The 17678-nt window shown below is 68.7% G+C and carries 10 protein-coding genes and 3 rRNA genes; 5 read left to right on the top strand and 8 right to left on the bottom strand.

Going from position 1 to position 17678, the window contains the following annotated elements; translation table 11 throughout:
* Positions 1 to 555 precede the first annotated feature (555 nt).
* The 4 genes from rrf to ACN265_RS32750 form a co-directional block, all read right to left on the bottom strand.
* Positions 556 to 672 (bottom strand): 5S ribosomal RNA (rrf, locus tag ACN265_RS32765).
* Positions 673 to 767: 95 nt separating this feature from the next.
* Positions 768 to 3880 (bottom strand): 23S ribosomal RNA (locus ACN265_RS32760).
* Between the two features lie 389 nt (positions 3881 to 4269).
* Positions 4270 to 5784 (bottom strand): 16S ribosomal RNA (locus ACN265_RS32755).
* Together the 16S, 23S and 5S rRNA genes form the textbook arrangement of a ribosomal RNA operon.
* 597 nt (positions 5785 to 6381) lie before the next feature.
* The gene (locus ACN265_RS32750) at positions 6382 to 6675 is read right to left on the bottom strand and encodes an SCO4848 family membrane protein (RefSeq protein ID WP_421405666.1); all 294 of its coding nucleotides are present in this window, start codon (positions 6673 to 6675) and stop codon (positions 6382 to 6384) included.
* Between the two features lie 173 nt (positions 6676 to 6848).
* Here ACN265_RS32750 and ACN265_RS32745 point away from each other — a divergent pair, with 173 nt between their 5' ends.
* Both ACN265_RS32745 and argS read left to right on the top strand, forming a co-directional pair.
* The gene (locus ACN265_RS32745) at positions 6849 to 7388 is read left to right on the top strand and encodes a PRC-barrel domain-containing protein (RefSeq protein WP_421405665.1); all 540 of its coding nucleotides are present in this window, start codon (positions 6849 to 6851) and stop codon (positions 7386 to 7388) included.
* 561 nt (positions 7389 to 7949) lie between these two features.
* Positions 7950 to 9668 (top strand): arginine--tRNA ligase, encoded by a 1719-nt coding sequence (gene argS / locus ACN265_RS32740; protein WP_421405664.1) that lies wholly within the window; start codon positions 7950 to 7952, stop codon positions 9666 to 9668.
* Between the two features lie 49 nt (positions 9669 to 9717).
* On the opposite strand, the gene ACN265_RS32735 is transcribed toward argS, so the two are convergent.
* The 3 genes from ACN265_RS32735 to ACN265_RS32725 are packed head-to-tail and all read right to left on the bottom strand — an operon-like array spanning position 9718 to position 11562.
* Positions 9718 to 10221, bottom strand: coding sequence for an SRPBCC family protein (locus ACN265_RS32735; RefSeq protein WP_421405663.1), 504 nt, complete (start codon positions 10219 to 10221; stop codon positions 9718 to 9720).
* Entirely contained in the window at positions 10218 to 10583 is a 366-nt protein-coding gene (locus ACN265_RS32730; RefSeq protein WP_421405662.1) for a metalloregulator ArsR/SmtB family transcription factor, read from the bottom strand. Before ACN265_RS32730 ends, ACN265_RS32735 begins: the two co-directional genes overlap by 4 nt.
* A gap of 49 nt (positions 10584 to 10632) precedes the next feature.
* Positions 10633 to 11562, bottom strand: a complete 930-nt coding sequence (locus ACN265_RS32725) for an oxidoreductase (protein ID WP_421405661.1) — start codon at positions 11560 to 11562, stop codon at positions 10633 to 10635.
* 107 nt (positions 11563 to 11669) lie between these two features.
* Between ACN265_RS32725 and ACN265_RS32720 the strand changes: the two genes are divergently transcribed.
* Positions 11670 to 12257: a TetR/AcrR family transcriptional regulator gene (locus ACN265_RS32720; RefSeq protein WP_357935777.1), complete on the top strand. Its 588-nt coding sequence runs from the start codon at positions 11670 to 11672 to the stop codon at positions 12255 to 12257.
* Here ACN265_RS32720 and ACN265_RS32715 read toward each other — a convergent pair.
* Complete coding sequence (locus ACN265_RS32715; protein ID WP_421411277.1) at positions 12254 to 14041, bottom strand: sigma-70 family RNA polymerase sigma factor; 1788 nt, start codon at positions 14039 to 14041, stop codon at positions 12254 to 12256. The two genes, ACN265_RS32720 and ACN265_RS32715, sit on opposite strands and share 4 nt — an antisense overlap.
* 139 nt (positions 14042 to 14180) lie before the next feature.
* Between ACN265_RS32715 and ACN265_RS32710 the strand changes: the two genes are divergently transcribed.
* Together ACN265_RS32710 and ACN265_RS32705 are read left to right on the top strand one after the other, a co-directional pair.
* Complete coding sequence (locus ACN265_RS32710; protein ID WP_421411274.1) at positions 14181 to 16688, top strand: S8 family serine peptidase; 2508 nt, start codon at positions 14181 to 14183, stop codon at positions 16686 to 16688.
* 107 nt (positions 16689 to 16795) lie between these two features.
* Positions 16796 to 17656 carry a hypothetical protein gene (locus ACN265_RS32705; protein ID WP_421411271.1) on the top strand — a complete coding sequence of 287 codons (861 nt, stop codon included), beginning with the start codon at positions 16796 to 16798 and terminating at the stop codon, positions 17654 to 17656.
* The last annotated feature ends 22 nt before the right edge of the window (positions 17657 to 17678 follow it).

Here is a 17678-nt window from a genome sequence, read left to right as displayed (position 1 = left end):
GGCCACTCCTGCCTCCGCCGGTCCCGACGGTCAGTTCCGGTCGTACGGTCAGCAGGTACCCCGACAGGTCCGCTCCGATCGTGGACGAGGCGTGCACCACGTCACGTCGTCACGGACCCCGGCGCGGGGCCCCGGGAGTCAGTCCCGCATCGACGGTACGAGGTCACAGGCGTCGTACGGGCCGATTCACGGAACGTCGCCCGCCTGTCCCCGGCGCGGGCGTGGCGGGGTTGCCTCGACGTCTCCGGGCTGCTGGTCCGCGAAGGGCGGAGCGGGTGGTGGGCGGGCCGCTCTCCGTCTGGCTGCCTATCGCCGACGTCGCGGATGTAGGGGTATCCCGTGTCGGGATAGGCGCTTCTTCTACCCACCAGCCCCAACCCCGGGGCCCTCAGCCTGAGGCGAGAAGTCCCGGAGGGGGAGGTTCCGGAGGCGGGGTTTTCCGTGCCGGTGGGGGGCCTCTCTCACGGATAGCGGAAGCAGTTCCGGGGGGAGAGATATGGTGTGGAATGCAGTTGAGGCCAACCCCTGTTCGGGGTTGGCCTCAACTGAAAGGTTGTCCGGCGGTGTCCTACTCTCCCACACCCTCCCGAGTGCAGTACCATCGGCGCTGGAGGGCTTAGCTTCCGGGTTCGGAATGTGACCGGGCGTTTCCCCTCCGCCATGACCGCCGTAACACTATGAACATATCAAACAACACACACACCCACACACTGTGGGGGGTTGTTTGGTGTTTGTTCAGAGTTGCACAGTGGACGCGTAGCAGCCTTGTTATCAAGTCCTCGGCCTATTAGTACCGGTCAACTCAACCCGTTACCGAGCTTACATTTCCGGCCTATCAACCCAGTCGTCTAGCTGGGGGCCTTACCCCCACAAAGTGGGGTGGGATACCTCATCTTGAAGCAGGCTTCCCGCTTAGATGCTTTCAGCGGTTATCCCTTCCGAACGTAGCTAACCAGCCGTGCCCCTGGCGGGACAACTGGCACACCAGAGGTTCGTCCGTCCCGGTCCTCTCGTACTAGGGACAGCCCTTCTCAAGTATCCTACGCGCACGGCGGATAGGGACCGAACTGTCTCACGACGTTCTAAACCCAGCTCGCGTACCGCTTTAATGGGCGAACAGCCCAACCCTTGGGACCTGCTACAGCCCCAGGATGCGACGAGCCGACATCGAGGTGCCAAACCATCCCGTCGATATGGACTCTTGGGGAAGATCAGCCTGTTATCCCCGGGGTACCTTTTATCCGTTGAGCGACACCGCTTCCACACGCAAGTGCCGGATCACTAGTCCCGACTTTCGTCCCTGCTCGACCTGTCAGTCTCACAGTCAAGCTCCCTTGTGCACTTGCACTCAACACCTGATTGCCAACCAGGCTGAGGGAACCTTTGGGCGCCTCCGTTACCCTTTAGGAGGCAACCGCCCCAGTTAAACTACCCACCAGACACTGTCCCTGAACCGGATAACGGTCCGAAGTTAGATACCCAAATCAACCAGAGTGGTATTTCAAGATTGCCTCCACCCATACTGGCGTACAGGTTTCACCGGCTCCCACCTATCCTACACAAGTCCATTCAGATACCAATGTCAAGCTATAGTAAAGGTCCCGGGGTCTTTCCGTCCTGCCGCGCGTAACGAGCATCTTTACTCGTACTGCAATTTCGCCGGGCCTGTGGTTGAGACAGTGGGGAAGTCGTTACGCCATTCGTGCAGGTCGGAACTTACCCGACAAGGAATTTCGCTACCTTAGGATGGTTATAGTTACCACCGCCGTTTACTGGCGCTTAAGTTCTCCGCTTCGCCCCCAAAAGGAGCTAACAGGTCCCCTTAACGTTCCAGCACCGGGCAGGCGTCAGTCCATATACATCGAATTACTTCTTCGCATGGACCTGTGTTTTTAGTAAACAGTCGCTTCCCCCTGCTCTCTGCGGCCATACAACGCTCCACCCGCACGGGGCTTCACGTCTCCGGCCCCCCTTCTCCCTAAGTTACGGGGGCAATTTGCCGAGTTCCTTAACCACAGTTCGCCCGATCGCCTCGGTATTCTCTACCTGACCACCTGTGTCGGTTTGGGGTACGGGCCGCTCAGAACTCGCTAGAGGCTTTTCTCGGCAGCATAGGATCACTGACTTCACCTGAATCGGCTCGGCATCACGTCTCAGCCCCATGACATGCGGATTTGCCTACATGTCGGCCTACACGCTTACCCCGGCACAACCACCGGCCGGGCTCAGCTACCTTCCTGCGTCACCCCATCGCTTGACTACTACCCGCCAGGTTCCCACGCTCCCCAACATCCGTCCGAAGACATCAGCCAGCTCGGGTGGTTAGCACAACGAGGTTCATCAGGGACGCTCTTTCGCGGGTACGGGAATATCAACCCGTTGTCCATCGACTACGCCTCTCGGCCTCGCCTTAGGTCCCGACTCACCCAGGGCGGATTAGCCTGGCCCTGGAACCCTTGGTCATCCGGCGGAAGGGTTTCTCACCCTTCTTTCGCTACTCATGCCTGCATTCTCACTCGTGCCGCGTCCACAACTGGGTCACCCCGCTGCTTCACCCCCGGCACGACGCTCCCCTACCCATCCACACACCTGCACAAGGAATCAAGTCCAAGCGAGATTAAAATGTGAATGCCACAGCTTCGGCGGTGTGCTTGAGCCCCGCTACATTGTCGGCGCGGAACCACTTGACCAGTGAGCTATTACGCACTCTTTAAAGGGTGGCTGCTTCTAAGCCAACCTCCTGGTTGTCTATGCGACCCCACATCCTTTTCCACTTAGCACACGCTTAGGGGCCTTAGCTGGTGATCTGGGCTGTTTCCCTCTCGACTACGAAGCTTATCCCCCGCAGTCTCACTGCCGCGCTCTCACTTACCGGCATTCGGAGTTTGGCTGATTTCGGTAAGCTTGTAGGCCCCCTAGACCATCCAGTGCTCTACCTCCGGCAAGAAACACACGACGCTGCACCTAAATGCATTTCGGGGAGAACCAGCTATCACGGAGTTTGATTGGCCTTTCACCCCTAACCACAGGTCATCCCCCAACTTTTCAACGTTGGTGGGTTCGGCCCTCCACGCGGTCTTACCCGCGCTTCAGCCTGCCCATGGCTAGATCACTCCGCTTCGGGTCTAGAACATGCGACTACGACGCCCTATTCAGACTCGCTTTCGCTACGGCTCCCCCACACGGGTTAACCTCGCCACATGCCACTAACTCGCAGGCTCATTCTTCAAAAGGCACGCCGTCACCCCGCAAGGCTCCGACGGATTGTAGGCGAACGGTTTCAGGTACTATTTCACTCCCCTCCCGGGGTACTTTTCACCATTCCCTCACGGTACTCGTCCGCTATCGGTCACCAGGAAGTATTTAGGCTTACCAGGTGGTCCTGGCAGATTCACGGCAGATTTCAGGAGTCCGCCGCTACTCGGGAACACCCACAGAAGATCAGCAACTTTCACCTACCGGACTCTCACCGACTACGGTTGGCTTTTCCACACCATTCGGCTAGCCACTGATTTTATAACTCCTCGAATGCATGTCAGTACACTCAGCAGGGTCCCACAACCCCGACCACGCAACCCCTGACAGGTATCACACGCAACCGGTTTAGCCTCAATCCGCTTTCGCTCGCCACTACTCACGGAATCACTACATTGTTTTCTCTTCCTACGGGTACTGAGATGTTTCACTTCCCCGCGTTCCCCCCACACACCCTATGTGTTCAGGTGCGGGTGACACCACATGACTGGTGCCAGGTTTCCCCATTCGGACACCCTGGGATCACAGCTTGGTTGACAGCTCCCCCAGGCCTATCGCGGCCTCCCACGTCCTTCATCGGCTCCTGGTGCCAAGGCATCCACCGTTCGCCCTTGACAACTTGACCACAAAGATGCTCGCGTCCACTGTGCAATTCTCAACAAACAACCAACCCACAACCCGAAAGCCCCACACCAGCAACCCCACCCCACCCCACAAGGCAGAACAGAATCCGGTATGCGAGACCAGGCCATGCCTGGCAGACCACCGAAGCTCACGCTCCAGAACAGTCCTCCGAAAAAACAACCTCAGGTTGTTCCTTCAGGACCCAACAGGGTGCTCACATCCCTCCACCAGCCGCACCAGGACCCCGTTCCCACCACCGAAGCAGCTGTACTAGGTATCCCGGCCGTTGCCAGGGAAAAACTTGCCAGTGTCTCCGCCATCTGAGCACCCCACCACCACATTCGGGCAGTGTGGGCTCCATACCGGCTTTCACCGGATGGTGCTCCTTAGAAAGGAGGTGATCCAGCCGCACCTTCCGGTACGGCTACCTTGTTACGACTTCGTCCCAATCGCCAGCCCCACCTTCGACGGCTCCCTCCACAAGGGTTGGGCCACCGGCTTCGGGTGTTGCCGACTTTCGTGACGTGACGGGCGGTGTGTACAAGGCCCGGGAACGTATTCACCGCAGCGTTGCTGATCTGCGATTACTAGCGACTCCGACTTCACGGGGTCGAGTTGCAGACCCCGATCCGAACTGAGACCGGCTTTTTGGGATTCGCTCCACCTCACGGCATCGCAACCCATTGTACCGGCCATTGTAGCATGCGTGAAGCCCTGGACATAAGGGGCATGATGACTTGACGTCATCCCCACCTTCCTCCGAGTTGACCCCGGCAGTCTTCGATGAGTCCCCGCCATAACGCGCTGGCAACATCGAACGAGGGTTGCGCTCGTTGCGGGACTTAACCCAACATCTCACGACACGAGCTGACGACAGCCATGCACCACCTGTGACCGCCCCCGAAGGACCTCCCATCTCTGGAAGTTTTGCGGCCATGTCAAACCCAGGTAAGGTTCTTCGCGTTGCATCGAATTAATCCGCATGCTCCGCCGCTTGTGCGGGCCCCCGTCAATTCCTTTGAGTTTTAGCCTTGCGGCCGTACTCCCCAGGCGGGGCGCTTAATGCGTTAGCTGCGGCACAGGGAACCGGAGAGGCCCCCCACACCTAGCGCCCAACGTTTACAGCGTGGACTACCAGGGTATCTAATCCTGTTCGCTCCCCACGCTTTCGCTCCTCAGCGTCAGTATCGGCCCAGAGACCCGCCTTCGCCACCGGTGTTCCTCCTGATATCTGCGCATTTCACCGCTACACCAGGAATTCCAGTCTCCCCTACCGAACTCTAGCCTGCCCGTATCGACCGCAGGCTTGGGGTTGAGCCCCAAGTTTTCACGGTCGACGCGACAAGCCGCCTACGAGCTCTTTACGCCCAATAAATCCGGACAACGCTCGCACCCTACGTCTTACCGCGGCTGCTGGCACGTAGTTGGCCGGTGCTTCTTCTGCAGGTACCGTCACTTGCGCTTCGTCCCTGCTGAAAGAGGTTTACAACCCGAAGGCCGTCATCCCTCACGCGGCGTCGCTGCATCAGGCTTCCGCCCATTGTGCAATATTCCCCACTGCTGCCTCCCGTAGGAGTCTGGGCCGTGTCTCAGTCCCAGTGTGGCCGGTCGCCCTCTCAGGCCGGCTACCCGTCGTCGCCTTGGTAGGCCATCACCCCACCAACAAGCTGATAGGCCGCGAGCCCATCCCAGGCCGAAAAACTTTCCACCAAACCCCATGCAGGGCAAGGTCATATCCGGTATTAGCCCCCGTTTCCGAGGGTTATCCCAAAGCCTAGGGCAGGTTACTCACGTGTTACTCACCCGTTCGCCGCTCGAGTACCCCGAAGGGCCTTTCCGCTCGACTTGCATGTGTTAAGCACGCCGCCAGCGTTCGTCCTGAGCCAGGATCAAACTCTCCAACAAAAACCTGTTGAACAGCATCCTGACAACAAAAGTGTTGCCAAAGGAATCCCAGCCAACCAAACCCGAAGATTCGGCCAGCCCGGGGTATAAAACAATTGGCACTGGCTTTACAAGCACCCTGTTGAGTTCTCAAAGAACAACCACACACCAGCCAAACCACCGCACCAACGGCAACCCGACCGGGGTATCTCGTTCGTCGCGCCCCGCGCTCTCGCGCCTGGCACTTTTACTACGTTACCTCACCGTCTTCCCCGTGTCAACCGGTGTGTCCCGGTGTGTCACGCTTCGTACGGCCTTGCTCCGCTGAGCGCACGCAGCGGCCAGCGCTGCGATTGATCATCGGATTTGGCAGAACCGGCCGCTGCGGTCTCCCGCATGCTCGCCCGGTGCTCTGCCGGTCGACAACCTTACCCGGTCGGTTCCGCCCGGCCAAATCCGCCCTGCGGCGTTCGGCTAGCCCCACCCGGACCGCGTCGTCCTGGAGACAGTGCCCCCGACGACCCGGTGCCACACATCGGATTCGAACCCGGGGCTTTTCACCCCGTTTGCCCGTTCCGCGCTGGCAGAGAGAAAGTTACGCGGCCTCAGGTTTGATCGTCAAATCCGCTGGTCATCGGCTTCCGTGCCGCCCGGCTGAACTCGGCGGGACAGGCGACGGGCCGCCCGCCACCCCCGGACGCCGAGCACGCCGGCCGTGGAGCCGATGGCCAACGAGGCGGCGATGAGCAGCGCGTGGATCCAGAGGAAGCCGGTCGGCGCGCCCATGCCGACCGCATCTCCCGACCAGGCCCGCGTGTCGTTCCAGATGGCGAGCCCGAACCTCGGCCAGATCACCCAGGTCCACACCCCGACACCAACCAGGAACAACGACCAACCCCGCGACAACACCATGGTCGACGAGTATCCCAGCGCCCTGCCGCCTACCGGCCCACCCCCACTCCCGCCCCCGACGGCGGTTCCCGGACCACACCGTGTTGATCAAGAGGTTTGCGTCACCCTCGGGGACATCCGTGACGCAAACTTCTTGATCAACACGGTCGAGCGACGGGCCGAGTGGCGGTTACGTGGCGGTCGGGGCGGGCCGGGCCGGCCGGATCTGGTGGCCGGGTTTCCGCTGGTGGGGGTCGGGGCACCTGGCAGGGGTCGACGACGAGGTGGAGGTGGCCCGGATGCAGCCGTTCAACCCGTGGGCGTGGCGTGACCCGGCGGCGCTGGCCGGTGGATACGACCAGACCGAGCCGGGTGAGCGGCCCGACCGGGAGTCACACGACGGACCGGACGCGCCCGGCCCGGGCACACCGCTCGACCTGACCGGATACCGGGTGGAGGCGACCGACGGGCGGATCGGCGCGATCGACGAGGCGAGCGAGGACGCGGGTGCCCGCTGGCTGGTGGTGGACACCGGGCCGTGGATCTTCGGGCGGAAGGTCCTGCTGCCGGTCGGCACGGTCGCCCGGGTGGACCACGGGGACCGGGTGGTGCACGTCGACCGGAGCCGGGAACAGGTCAAGGACTCCCCGGTCTTCGATCCCGAGGACGGTGCCCGGCCGGACTACCGCGACCAGGTCGGCGACTACTACACGAAGAGCTACCGCCGGGGCTGACCGGCGGGGCCCCGGCGGCATCTCGGTGGGGGTCGAGACCCGCCGACGGGCACCGTGGTCGTTCCGGTGCCGGCATGCCCTGCAAAACGAGACCGATCACCTCGCCGGCCGGGTCCGCCCGACGGGCACTCGCGGGCGGACCGGCCCAGGCCGGGACCAGGCCAGGCCGGGACCAGGCCAGGACCAGCAGGGCCGACCGACCACGCCGGGACGGGACGCATCGGCAGGGCGACCGACCAGGCCGGCACGGGACGGAACGTGGCCAGCAGAGCCGAACCGGCCACGCCGGGACCGGACGCGGCCGGCAGGGCCGGACCAGCCACGCCGACGGTCCGGTACGCTGCCGGCATGACCAGCGCGACCGCTCAGCACACCCGGACGTCGTACGACGTCGTGGTCGGTGCGGAGCGACGCCGGCGATCCGTCGCCCGCCCGCGCTGACCCATTCCCCTGCGACCGGCGGATCGAGCCGCCGGTCACCACCGCTGTCCTCGGTCCGTCCGCAGGCTCCCCCGTCCGGGGATCCGCCTGACTGACGGATCCGAGCAGATCGGCGTACCAATGGATCTTGAAAGGTTGCTCACCGACCGGCTGACGCCCGCGTTCGCCGCCGTGGCCGGCGAACCGGTCGCGCCCACCGTGCGGCGCTCGCCGCGGGCGGACTTCCAGTCCGACGCGGCACTGGCGCTGGCCCGGCGGCTCGGCCGGCCCCCGCGCGAGATCGCCCGGGCGGTGCTGGACCACGCGGTCCTCGACGACGTCTGCGCGGTGGCGGAGGTCTCCGGCCCCGGATTCGTCAACCTGACCCTCGCCGACGGGGCGCTGGCCGGGATGGTCGCCGCGCTCGCCGGCGACGAGCGGCTCGGGGTGCCGGTGACCGGCGAGCCGGAGACCGTGGTGGTCGACTACTCGGGGCCGAACGTGGCGAAGGAGATGCACGTCGGGCACCTGCGCTCGACGGTCATCGGCGACGCGGCCGTCCGGGTGCTGGGCTGGCTCGGACACCGTGTCGTCCGGGTCAACCACCTGGGCGACTGGGGCACCCCGTTCGGGATGCTGATCGCGCACCTGGTGGACCTCGGTGAGGCGGAGGCGGCGCAGGAGCTGTCCATCGGCGACCTGGACGGGTTCTACCGGGCGGCCCGGTCGAAGTTCGACGCCGACCCGGCGTTCCGGGAACGCGCCCGGCAGCGGGTGGTCGCCTTGCAGGGCGGCGACCCGGAGACCCGCCGGCTGTGGCGGCTGCTGGTCGGGCAGTCCCAGCGGTACTTCCTGACCGTGTACGAGCTGCTCGACGTCACCCTGAGCGAGGAGGACTTCCGGGGCGAGAGCGCGTACAACGACCGGCTCGGCGCGGTGGTGACCGACCTCGACCGGCTCGGGTTGCTGACCGACAGCGCCGGGGCGACCTGCGTCTTCCCGCCCGGGTTCGTCGGACGCGACGGCGTCGGGCTGCCGTTGATCGTGCGCAAGGGCGACGGTGGGTTCGGGTACCCGGCGACGGACCTGGCGGCGCTACGGCAGCGCGTCGACGAGCTGGGCGCGACCCGGCTGCTCTACGTGGTGGGCCTGCCGCAGCAGCAGCACTTCGCCATGGTGTTCGCGGTGGCCGGGCAGGCGGGTTGGCTGCGTCCACCAGTCCGGGCCGAGCACCTCGGCTTCGGCTCCGTCCTCGGCCCGGACGGGCGGATGCTGCGCAGCCGGGCCGGCGGGTCGGTGAAGCTGGTCGACCTGCTGACGGAGGCGGTCACCCGGGCGACCGCGCTGGCCCGGACCCGCAACCCGGACCTGGACGAGGCGGCGGCGGCCGAGATCGGCCGGGCCGTCGGCATCGGCGCGATCAAGTACGCCGACCTGGCCACCGACCGGACCCGTGACTACGTGCTCGACTGGGAGCGGATGCTCGCCCTCGACGGCAACACCGCCCCCTACCTCCAGTACGCGTACACCCGGACCCGGTCGGTGCTGCGGCGGGCCGGTGCGGTGCCGGGGGCGGCGACCGTGGTGCTGCTCGGTACCCCGGCGGAGCGGGCGTTGGCGCTCGAGCTGCTCGGGTTCGCCGGTGTCGTCCACGAGGTGGCCCGGACGGCGCGCTTCCACCACCTGGCCGGCTACCTGCACCGGCTGGCCACCCGGTTCAGCACGTTCTACGAGCGGTGTCCGGTGCTGCGGGCGGAGGGGGAGCTGCGAGCGAGCCGGCTGCTGCTGACCGACCTGACGGGACGGACCCTGCGGCAGGGACTGGACCTGCTCGGCATCCGGACGCTCGACCGGATGTGAGCGCGACGCCGGGGCCGCGCCGGGTCGACCGGACGCGGCCCCGGCGGGCTCAGGCGGCCGGCCCGCGCAGCCCCTCGTAGTACGGCTTCATCGCCGGGTAGTAGTCGTCGAACCCGGCCTTCGGGGCGTCCGTCCCGGCGGCCACCAGCAGGTCGAGGTAGTACTCCCAGCCGGGGCCGATCTCGCCGACGTGCTCCTCGCTGTCGAGGTGGTGGGTGAACCGCAGCTCGGTGCGGCCGGCCGTCTCGGTGAGCAGCAGCTCGATCCGCCAGCCGCCCGACCCGTCGGCCGCCGACACGGCCAGGTGCCGGGGCGGCTCGCAGGTCTCGATCCGCAGCTCGGTCCACGGGGCGTCGTCCTCGAAGACCATCTGCAACCGGATCGTCCGGCCGGGGCCGGCGTCGCCCTCCCACGGGCCGAACCAGCGGGCGGTGCGCTCGGGTTCGGTGACGCTCACCCAGACGTCCGCGACGGGGGCGCGGAAGGTGCGTACCAGCACCAGGTCGGTGCCGGTGGCGGTACGGAACAGCCGTCCGGTGGGGGTGCCGGTCACGCGGTTTCTCCTCTGGCTCGGTCCGCCCGGTTGTCGCGCGTGCGGCGCTCCCGGCGGGTGCGGTGGACCTCGGTCTCCAGCGCGTCGAGGTGCTGCGCCCAGCCGCGTGGGCGGCGGAACCGGGCGAGCCAGTCGGCGAGCTCGGTGAACCGGTCGGCGTCGAGCCGGTAGCGCCGTTGCCGGCCCACCAGCTCGCTGCGGACCAGGCCGCTGTCCCGCAGCACCCGCAGGTGGCGGCTGACCGCCGGCCTGCTGATCGGGAACCGGTCGGCGATCTCCCCGGCGGGAAGGTCGCCGTCGCGTAGCAGCTCGAGGATGTGGCGACGCACCGGATCGGATATCGCCGCCGCCACCTCGTCCACCGGTAAAGCGTAACCTATGGGTTACGCTTTACCGGTCAGTCCCCACCGCTCAGCGCAGCGGGGTGGGCGTCAGGCGCACCCCGGTGATCTCTTCGGAGCGGGCCCACAGGTCGGCGGCGAGCTGCTGGTCGGTGGCGCGGCCGCGCAACGGCGCGAAGGTGGGCTCGGCGCGGCGGAAGCGTCGGCCGGGACCGATGTGCCGGTCGGTGGGCGCGGTCGGGACGGTGGCGGCGAAGAGCATCGGGGCGGCGGCCTCGTCGAGCGGGCGGCGCAGCGGGCCCGCGAGCACGGTCTCGATCCGGCGGGCGAGTGGCGGCAGGTCCCGGGAGAGGTCGGTCCTGGTCATCCCGGGGTGGGTGAGCAGGCTGCGTACCGGGGAGCCGGCGGCCCGCAGCCGGCGGTCGAGTTCCAGCCCGAACAGCACGTTGGCCAGCTTGGACGTGGCGTAGGCGCCGGCGGCGGAGTAGCGGCGTTCGGCGGCCAGGTCGGTCAGGTCGAGCCGGCCGAGCCGGTAGAGACCGGAGGAGACGGTGACCACGACCGGGTTCCGGCCGAGGGTCAGGGTGGGCAGCAGCCGGACGGTGAGGGCGAAGTGCCCGAGGTGGTTGGTGGCGAACTGGCTCTCCACCCCCTGCGGGCTCAACCGTCGGGGGACGGTGCCGATGCCGGCGTTGTTGACCAGGGCGTCCACCGTGTCGACGTCGCGGTGGAGATCGTCGACGAAGGCGTGGACGGAATCCAGGTCGAGCAGGTCCAACCGGCGGACGACGAGATCGGCCCGGGGGTGGGCGCGGCGGAGTTCGGCCCGGACCCGGGCGCCCTTGGCGGTGTCCCGCACGGCCATCACCACCCGGCCACCCCGGGCGGCCAGGTGGCGGGTGATCGCCGTGCCGAGGCCGCTGCTGGCGCCGGTGACCACGAAGGTCCGGCCGGACTGGTCGGTGAGATCGGCGGCGGTCCAACCGGGTGCGCGATGCATGGCGAGTGCCTTCCGACAGAAGAGTGGATTACCTATCCGATTCAAGCCCGGATTAAACGGATTGTCAATCCGATCGGATGGGTAATCCGCTGAGTTAGGCTGGCGCGGTGACGACGACACTGCGCGCGGACGCCGCGCGCAACCGCGACCGGGTGCTGGCCACCGCCCGCGCGCTGGTGGCGGAGGGCGACCTGTCGTTGCAGCTCAACGACATCGCCCGGCGGGCCGGGGTCGGGGTCGGCACCGTCTACCGGCACTTCCCGACCCGGCGCGCACTGCTGGAGGCGCTCGCCGCCGACGCCTTCGCCGCCCTGCTCGACCAGGCACAGGCGGCGAGCCACGACGACGATCCGTGGGCGGGACTGCAACGGCTGCTGCGCAGCATCCTGCTCGGCCAGCTCACCGAGCCGACCCTCGCCGAAGTGCTCGCGACCAGCCCGGACGAGGACGCCACCGCACCGACCACGACCCGCCGGGCGGAGTTGGCCGCACTCGCCGCGACCGTGCTGGAGCGGGCGACGCGGGCCGGTCAGCTACGCCCCGGACTCACCCTGGACGACCTGCAGCACCTGGTCTGCGGCACCGCGTTCGCCGCCCGGATCGCCGGCGCGCCCGACGACCGGGTCGAGCTGTACCTGGCCGTGCTGCTCGCCGGTGTCCGCGCACCCGACCAGGGTTCACCCCCGCCCGCCTAGCCCGGCCGCACGCACGGGTCGGCCACCGTGGACGACGGGCTCTGCGCGGTCCGGCCGTCGACGGCGGTCACCCGTACCGTCCAGGTCACGGCGGACGCCCGGAGCTGACCCACGGTCACCCGGGCGGACGAGCCGTCCACCGTCATCGCCCGGCTCGTCGGAACGCCCCCGGCGGGGGTGTACCGCACCTGCGCGCTGCTGAGCGCACCGCTGCCGGTGGCCCGGACGACCAGGGCGTAGGCGTCCGCGCCACAGCGGACGTGCGCGTCGGCCGACACCGTGAAGGGCGCGGCGAGCTGCGCACCCGTCGTCGGGCGGGGAGCGGCCGGCGGCCGGGAGGGTGCCGGCGTCGGACCCGGGACGGCACCTGTCGCGGTGCCGGTCGGTGCACCGCCGGGCGCGGACGGGTCACCGGCACCGCTCGCGTCGGGCCCCGGGGTCGTCCGGGCCGACGGGCCTGCGGTGGCGACGACGGACGGCGTGACCGCCGCCGCACCGGTGGGGACGCCGGACGTCACCGACACCTGCCCGGCGTCCCGCCCGGCCGCCGACACCGCCCAGGTGCCGGCCACCACCAGGAGCAGCAACAGCCCGGCGGTCACGGCCATCCGCCGCCGACGCCGCCGGTCGCGGTCCGGGGCCGCGACGCCCGCCGTCCGGGTCGCGGTGGATGTCGCCGCCGCGCCGACCGGGGCCGCCGCGACGCCGATCGGATCCGACCCGCCTCGCCCGGCGGCATCCGACCGACCGGCGACACCGGAGGACCCTTCCGTCGACATCGGATCGGCCGGGGGCGTCGGACCATCGGGCGACGACGGACCGGCGGCCGACGACGGATCAGCCGGTGACGCCAGATCGGCCGGCGACGACGGATCGGGACCGGCCGGAGGGGTCGGCCCGGCGGGGCCGTGGGCTGCGGTGACGTCGGTGGCGTCGCTCCCGACGGTGGGCCCGGACGGGTCGGCGGCGGGACCGCTGCCGGCCGGCAGTTCGGCGGTGGCCTGCACGGCGGTGGAGCCCGCCTCGGCGAGACGCGACCACACCGTCTCGGCCACCACCAGGAACCCCGGCGCGGTGTACGCGGTCAGCAGCGCCGCCGGGTTGCACTGTTCGCGCCGGAGCAGCCCGCACCGTGCGCAGTCGTCGATGTGCCGGGCGAGCCGCTTGCGCAGGACCGGGGTGAGCCGGCCCTGCCAGTCGCCGAGCAGCTCGGCCAGGGCCGGGCAGTCCCGTGCCCCGCTGCGGGCGACGAGCAGCGTGCCGAGCGCCCGTTCGAGCTGCGACCGGGCCCGGGACAGCCGGGCGTGCGCGTGGTTCGTGGGCACCCCCAGGGCCGTACCGATGTCGGCGGAGGAGAGGTCGTGGCGGATCGCCAGGTGCACCACCTCACGGTCGCCGGGGTTGAGCGCGTCGACCGCCAGGTGCACCAGGGCGCGTACCTGGTCGACGTTGACCCCGGCAGCCGGGTCACCGGTGTCGGCCACCGGCTCGGCCGCCTCCGAGAGCGGCGCGGACCGGGATCGCTCCCGCAACTGCCGCAGGCATTCGCTGCGCACGATCGCGTACAGCCAGGAGCGCAGCCGGTCCGGGTCGCGGAGCTGGTCGATGCGCTGGCCGGCGGTGAGGAACGCGTCGTGGACGGCGTCCGCGGCGGCTTCCGGCTCGTGCAGCATCGTCCGGGCGTACGTGTAGAGCCGGTCGGCGTAGCGCCGGTAGATGCCTTCGAGGCCGATCCGGTCACCTCGCCGGAGCGCCTCGACGAGGGCCCGGTCGTCCTGCGCCATCACGTTCATCCGTGCCCCCACCGCTCGTCGACCGGTTCCAGTACAGCGAAGAAAAAATTCCCCGGGAAGTTTCTGTTGGCATGCCGACCCCGGCGCGCTCCTACCGGTGTCATCGCACCGCCGACACCGGGAGACACCCATGACAACGACACGCTCCGCGACCCGCCGGACCCGCGTCCGCCGGTACCTGACCACCGTAGTGGCGGCGACGCTCGCCGCCGGACTCGTCGCGACCACGGACGCCGGCGCCGCACCCACACCGGGTGGCCCGACCGGGCCGACCGACGCCACCAGTGCCGAGCCGCTGGCCTTCCGGGTCGACCCGGGCCTGGTCGCGCCCCGGCTGCGGCTCGACCCGGTCGGTCGGACCGGCACCGACCGGGAGATCGGCGTGGTGGCCGGGCCGGACGGCAAGCCCGCCGGCCTGGTCCTCGACGAGGTGATGGTGCGGACCGCCGGCCAGGCCGAGTTGGACGCCTTCCTGGCCCGCTGGGGCGGCCAGGTGCTCGACTCGTTCGCACCCGACGCCGAGGGGCAGGACCACCTGGTCCGGGTGGACGTCGCCAAGGCCGACCCGGCCGGGCTGGTCGCCGACCTGCTCGCCGCCGAACCGCGCCAGTCCGGCGGGTTCCGGGTCGGCGACGAGCGGGCCCTGCGCCTGCTCGCGCTGGCCGCCGCCGAGTGGCGGACGGGCACCGAAGTGGTCCTCGACTGGCTGGTGGAGCCGTCCGGTATCGCCGACGGCCAGGTCTTCGAGGCCCCGGACATCGGCAAGAACGTCTTCGACTGGTCGTTCATGCGGGCCGGTGGCGCGCTGGACGTCGGGGTCGCGCCGGCCTGGCAGCTTCTGGAGAGCAAGGGCAGGCTGACCAAGCAGGTGAAGTACCTGGTGCAGGACGGCGGGTTCCAGTTCAACTCCGACTTCCCGAGCAAGGTCTCTCTGCACAAGGTGGAGTGGGGCGAGACCAACACCAACGACTGCACCGGCGGCACGCCCTGCCCGTGGCACGCCACCGACGTGGTGCTCGCCGCGATGGGCCGGGTCGACAACGACTACGGCACCGCCGGACCGGCCGGGCCGGTGGTGCAGGAACTGGTCGCCGTCCGCAACGGCATCGACTACTGGACGGTCCTGCGGCGGCTGGAGAAGGCCGCCGAGTCGACCCACCCGGACGTGGTCAACCTCAGCTTCACCCGGGACGTGAACCTCGGCGTCAGCCATGCCCGCACCTGGACCGACCGGCGGATGAAGCACGTCCGGGACACCGGCGCGCTGATCGTCGCCGCCGCCGGGAACAACGGCACCAACGTCGACGGCGACACCCTCTGGGTGCCCTGCGAGAGCACCCACGTGATGTGCGTGGGTGGGATGAACACGAACGCGACCGTGGCCGGCGGGTCGAACTGGGGCACCAAGGACCTCACCACGTCGGTGGAGATCTACGGTCCGATGTGTGTGCCGGGGTTGACCGACCCGGGTACGCCGGCCGTCAACACCACGAAGACCACCTGCGGCACCAGTGTCGCCTCGCCGTTCGTGGGCGGGGTGGCCGCCCTGGTGATGGCCGCCGACCCGACGCTCACCTCCGAGCAGGTCCGGCAGATCCTCAACGACACCGCGCACGTCGGCGGGCTGGGCGGCAAGGTGACCGGCAGTCAGCGCCGGGTCGACGCGCTGGCCGCCGTCGCCGATGCGCTGGGCGTGACCGTCGGCAAGCCGGCGGTGAACATCAGCACCCCGAAGACCAAGCAGAAGTTCGCGGTGGGCCAGTCGGTCGACCTGTGGGGCACCGCGACCGACTTCCTGGGCAAGGAGATCCCGCTCACCTGGACCAGCAGCATCGACGGTGAGCTGGCGACCGGGTCGCAGACGTTCGTGCCGTCGCTGTCGGCCGGCACCCACGTCGTCACCGCCAGCGCCACCGACAGTCTGGGGCGTACCGGCTCGGCGTCGGTGACCGTCACGGTGGTGGACAGCCCGACGAAGGTGGCCATCATCTCGCCGCCGGCGGGGCTGACCCTCGTCGCGGGGCAGTCGGTCGGGCTGCTCGGCACCTCGAACGACCCGGACGAGTTCGGGCCGGTCCCCGACGCCCAGGTGACCTGGACGGTGCGCCGGGGCAACACGGTGGTCCTGGAGAAGACCGGCCACCAGGCGGTGCTGCCGGCGAACGCGGTCACGCCGGGGGCGTACACGGTGACGTTCGCGACGGCCGGGTCCAGCGTGCAGCGCGCCTTCTCGGTCACCTCGGCCCCGGCCGGGCAGTCCCGGCCGACCGCCACGATCACCAAGCCGGCCACGGCGCTGGACCTGACCACGGTGGAGGCCGGGCCGAAGTCGGTCGCGTTCGCCGGGACCGGCACCGACGCCGAGGACGGCACGGTCGCGGGGACCCGCTTCCGGTGGACCGCGTACGGCGACGGTGGCGTCAAGCAGGTGCTGTGCCAGGGCGGCGGGGTGCCCACCGGCGAGCCCGTCGACGACAAGGGCACGCCGAAGAACTGTGCCTCGTTCACCGCGGCGCTGGCCCAGTTGACCAGCGGGACCGCCACCACCACCTGGTCGGTGTGGCTGGAGGTCTTCGACGCGACGGGGTTGGTCGGCACGGATTCCGTGCCGGTCCGCATCCAGCACCTCGTCGGCTGACCGACCCGTACCGGCGGGGGCCGGGCACCGCCCGGCTCCCGCCCCGATCCGACCCTGACCGGGGACCGGCCGGTTCCCGGACCGTACGTACTCAAGGAGAGAACACCATGCGTGGACAAACGTGGACGCGGCGGACGGTAGCCCTGGGGGGTGCCCTGCTGAGCGCGGTCGTGCTCGGGCAGGTCGCGCTCAGCGGGCCGGTGGCGGCGGTGCCCGGCCTGCAGTTCCGCACGACGGTCGGGCCGAGCAACAGCGTCGCCAAGTCGCAGAACGCGGTCTGCCCGACTGGCACCTCGGTCATCGGCGGTGGCGGCGCGATCAGCGGGTCGGGGCTCGGCCAGGTGGGCATGGACATCGTGCAGCCGCTGGCCAACGCCGGGCTCTACTCGGTGACCGGCCGGGAGGACCCCAACGGTGTCGCCGGGAACTGGTCGCTCACCGCGAGTGCGATCTGCGCCCCGGCGCCGTCGGGGCTGGAGGTGGTGACCGGCCACTCGGCGGTCAATTCGGTCAACCCGAAGTTCCTGGAGTTGTTCTGCCCGGTGGGCAAGCGGGCGATCGGCGGCGGTGGCGCGGCCGTCGGCTCGGGGGCGAGTGACGTGCTCCTGGAGGACCTGCGGATCGGTCAGACCAGCGTGACGGTGGCGGGGGTCGAGGCCGGCAACGCCTTCGCGGGCAACTGGTCGGTGGACGCCTCGGTGATCTGTGTCGACCCGCTCCCCGGCGAGCAGCGGGTGATCGTGGACAGTGCCGACAACTCCACGGCCAGCCGTGCGGTCACCGCCACCTGCCCGGCCGGCAAGAGCCTGCACGGGGTCGGCGGTGAGATCGTCGGTGGCGAGGGCCAGGTGCGGCTGACCGAGATGCGGCCCACCTCGTCGACCACGGCGACCGTCCGCGCCGCCGAGGACGAGAACGGTTTCAGCGGCAACTGGAAGGTGCGCGCGTACGCCGTCTGCGCGACCTGAGCCGTCGACCGTCGCCAGGCCC

Source organism: Micromonospora sp. WMMD730 (assembly GCF_049178955.1).
GTDB classification, from domain to species: domain Bacteria; phylum Actinomycetota; class Actinomycetes; order Mycobacteriales; family Micromonosporaceae; genus Micromonospora; species Micromonospora wenchangensis.
This window is presented reverse-complemented; position numbering and strand designations above follow the sequence as displayed.

Bases quoted from the DNA above. Each gene is read 5' to 3' on its own strand.
- ACN265_RS32750 (WP_421405666.1), bottom strand. From the start codon at position 6,675: ATGGTGTTGTCGCGGGGTTGGTCGTTGTTCCTGGTTGGTGTCGGGGTG.
- argS (WP_421405664.1), top strand. From the start codon at position 7,950: ATGGATCTTGAAAGGTTGCTCACCGACCGGCTGACGCCCGCGTTCGCC.
- ACN265_RS32725 (WP_421405661.1), bottom strand. From the start codon at position 11,562: ATGCATCGCGCACCCGGTTGGACCGCCGCCGATCTCACCGACCAGTCC.
- ACN265_RS32715 (WP_421411277.1), bottom strand. From the start codon at position 14,041: ATGGCGCAGGACGACCGGGCCCTCGTCGAGGCGCTCCGGCGAGGTGAC.
- ACN265_RS32710 (WP_421411274.1), top strand. From the start codon at position 14,181: ATGACAACGACACGCTCCGCGACCCGCCGGACCCGCGTCCGCCGGTAC.
- ACN265_RS32705 (WP_421411271.1), top strand. From the start codon at position 16,796: ATGCGTGGACAAACGTGGACGCGGCGGACGGTAGCCCTGGGGGGTGCC.